The 3,251-nt window shown below is 44.6% G+C and carries 2 protein-coding genes and 1 pseudogene; 1 reads left to right on the top strand and 2 read right to left on the bottom strand.

All coding sequences use genetic code 11. The annotated features are described in order from the left end of the window. Nucleotides 1-190: 190 nt before the first annotated feature. Nucleotides 191-868 carry a helix-turn-helix transcriptional regulator gene (locus F6K20_RS30775; RefSeq protein WP_008185536.1) on the bottom strand — a complete coding sequence of 226 codons (678 nt, stop codon included), beginning with the start codon at nucleotides 866-868 and terminating at the stop codon, nucleotides 191-193. A 1,098-nt stretch (nucleotides 869-1,966) separates the two neighbouring features. On the opposite strand from F6K20_RS30775, the gene psbA reads away from it, so the two are divergent. Further along, complete coding sequence (gene psbA / locus F6K20_RS30770) at nucleotides 1,967-3,046, top strand: photosystem II q(b) protein (RefSeq protein WP_287297256.1); 1,080 nt, start codon at nucleotides 1,967-1,969, stop codon at nucleotides 3,044-3,046. A gap of 12 nt (nucleotides 3,047-3,058) precedes the next feature. Here the strand turns inward: psbA and F6K20_RS30765 are convergent. After that, nucleotides 3,059-3,251, bottom strand: a pseudogene (locus tag F6K20_RS30765) (hypothetical protein); the annotation flags it as partial.

Genomic DNA, 3,251 nt, shown 5'->3' with positions numbered 1-3,251 from the left:
TGCTAAAAGCTCACGCTACTTGAGGTGCGGTCAGTTGGCCTTGGGCTGATAGCACCTCAAGTAGCACCATCTGTAGCGCATAAGCACCTCAAGTAGCGTGCGCATTAGCTGATAGCTGATAGCTGATAGCTGAATGCTTTCTTCCCGACTCCCGATTCCCGACTCCCGATTCCCTACTCCCTACTCCCTATTAGCTACTAACTAATGCCTGTTGTTTAGCATAAATATTTTTCAGATGCTTCTTAACAGTATTGGTAGTAATATAAAGCCGAGCTGCAATTTCTTTGTAAGACATTTTAGCTTTCTTAAGCAACCAAACTTCAGCTTCTCGGTTAGTCAATCCATATTTTTTAGCATCAGTAATAGCAGCATTATAGTAAGAATGATGGCGATTTTCTAGAGTTACTAACAGATATGGTTCTGCTTGATTATCCAAAAATAACCATCTGACCCTAACTCGAAATGTTACTGAATTATCCATTTTGATTTCCGACTCAAGAATCATTTTCTGCCCAGAAAACCAATCGCGACTATCAATTAACCCTTCGCACACTCGCCAAATTGACTCAGGGATAGAACTCATCTGTGACTTATCTTGACAGAGTTGACGACAAATGCTAAGCCCACGTTCATTAGCATGAACCCACTTTCCTTGAGACGTCAGAATCAAGACACCGTCAACAAACCCTTCAAGAATAGCTTGTAGGAGGAATTGAGAGTTATTCGATGGTAAACTAGCAATTTTAGACTTATTTTCCGAATGACTGAGCTGATTGGCCTTCGGCCACACTACGCGATTGGCCTTCGGCCACGCTACGCGATCGAAACCTTTGACTTGGTAGTTAATCTGGGACTCTAAGCTATACATGTTGAATCTCCTTCAATACCCATAACTCTCCGAATTACCCAAGAACTCTATACAGAGATGGCTGAATTGAGTAACTCGTTCTGGCTTACTGATACAGTCATTTTTATAGGCGAACTCCTGTAGCTACAATGAGCAAGCTACAGATTTCCCAAATTCGTTGCATTTGTTTGCAATCAAGGGTAGCCGGGTGAAGGGACCGGAAGGAAGGTGAAGTTGGGTGCATCTCAGTTTTGAAAATTTTGCTAGTGGTGCTATAGGGGGGGCTTCATTTTTCGCCTCTTAGTCAGGGTTATGTTGCTGCCCGTAACGCACCACCGTGTCAAACAGCAAAAATGAGATGCACCCGGTGAAGTTTTTCGACAGTTATGGGTTTTTTATTTGTTTTGTGGCTTAAAAATCCGAAATTATACTGTTTAGGGGTGTTGCTCTATATATATCTCTCTATAAATACGATTAGATCACGGCAATGTGTAGAAATCGTGAATGGGCTAGCTAAGCCAAGTCATGAAATGTAAGCATTCAGCCCTCAGTAGTCGGTCTAACTGCCCACCCTAGGATTAATCCTAGTGATTAATCCTAAATCTGGTCACGAAAGCGATCGCACTTTTTTTATTAAGTAATGTTAAGTATTAGGTTGGCAGTGCATCACACAGATAATGAAGCTTGAAAAGCCCTTTGCTAGGCACTGCCCACCCTACGATTCATCTAGGATTAATCCCTAGGATTAATCAAAATTGTCCCAGATATCAGTAAATATTGACAAAAGCAATCACTACTATCTTTGTTAAGCAATGTTAAGCTAATATAGCAGTGGTTCAAACGGATTAACCAAGCTGGCCATAACCTGGCTAAGCCATGCCTAGCCTAGGATTCATCCCTCTGATTCATCCCTCTGATTCATCACCATTGTGGGAGCTATCAGTCATCTTTCAAGAAAGCGATCGCCATTTTTTTATTAAGCAAAGTTAACTAGTTTTAAATAAAGTTACGATTAAACCTGGAAAATGTATTTATCTTCAGGATTGTATTAGGATAAATACAGACAGGCGAAACAAGCCTTCTGAACCTAGATAATCTAATAAACGCAATCATCCGAACATGACTACCACATTAAACCAGCGTAACGCTAACGTGTGGGACCGGTTCTGCGATTGGATCACTTCCACCAACAACCGCCTCTATGTAGGCTGGTTCGGTGTACTGATGATCCCCACATTGCTAACCGCTACCATCTGCTTCATCATCGCCTTCGTCGCTGCTCCCCCTGTGGACATTGATGGAATTCGCGAGCCTGTTGCTGGCTCTTTGATTTATGGCAACAACATCATCTCTGGTGCTGTTGTTCCTTCTTCTAACGCCATTGGCTTGCACTTCTACCCAATCTGGGAAGCAGCTTCCTTAGATGAGTGGCTCTACAATGGTGGTCCTTACCAGCTAATCGTCTTCCACTTCCTTGTTGGTATCTTCACCTACATGGGTCGTCAGTGGGAGCTGAGCTACCGTCTAGGCATGCGTCCTTGGATCTGCGTTGCTTACAGCGCTCCCTTGGCTGCTGCTACTTCCGTGTTCCTAATCTACCCCATTGGACAAGGTTCCTTCTCTGATGGTATGCCTTTGGGAATCAGCGGTACCTTCAACTTCATGTTCGTGTTCCAAGCTGAGCACAACATTCTTATGCACCCCTTCCACATGCTGGGTGTAGCTGGCGTATTCGGCGGTTCACTGTTTAGTGCTATGCACGGTTCTTTGGTGACCTCCTCCTTAGTGCGTGAGACCACCGAAACCGAGTCTCAGAACTATGGTTACAAGTTCGGACAAGAGGAAGAAACTTACAACATCGTTGCAGCTCACGGCTACTTCGGTCGTTTAATCTTCCAATATGCGTCCTTCAACAACAGCCGTGCCTTGCACTTCTTCTTGGGTGCTTGGCCTGTAGTCGGCATCTGGTTTACCGCTTTGGGCATCAGCACCATGGCGTTCAACCTCAATGGCTTCAACTTCAACCAAAGTGTTATTGACTCTCAAGGTCATGTAATCAACACTTGGGCTGATGTTCTTAACCGCGCTAACCTAGGTTTCGAGGTAATGCACGAGCGTAACGCTCACAACTTCCCTCTAGACCTAGCTGCTGGTGAGGTTACTCCTGTTGCTTTAACTGCTCCAGTTATCAACGGCTAATCTAAACTTGGCTTAATTGGCTAAGTTTGAAAGAAGCGCTCTCCGTTTGGGGAGCGCTTTTTTGTTTTTATATAACGGGAATCGGGAATCGGGAATCGGGAATCGGGAATCGGGAACAGGGAGTTGCGTAGGGTGCGTTAGGGGCGGGCTTGCCCTAATTTTAAGCCTCTTCGCGCCTGGTTGAAATAGCCCGCCCCGTAACGCA

It is taken from the genome of Moorena sp. SIO2C4 (assembly GCF_010672485.1).
GTDB lineage: Bacteria > Cyanobacteriota > Cyanobacteriia > Cyanobacteriales > Coleofasciculaceae > Moorena > Moorena producens.
This window is presented reverse-complemented; position numbering and strand designations above follow the sequence as displayed.

Bases quoted from the DNA above. Each gene is read 5' to 3' on its own strand.
- psbA (WP_287297256.1), top strand. From the start codon at position 1,967: ATGACTACCACATTAAACCAGCGTAACGCTAACGTGTGGGACCGGTTC.
- F6K20_RS30775 (WP_008185536.1), bottom strand. From the start codon at position 868: ATGTATAGCTTAGAGTCCCAGATTAACTACCAAGTCAAAGGTTTCGAT.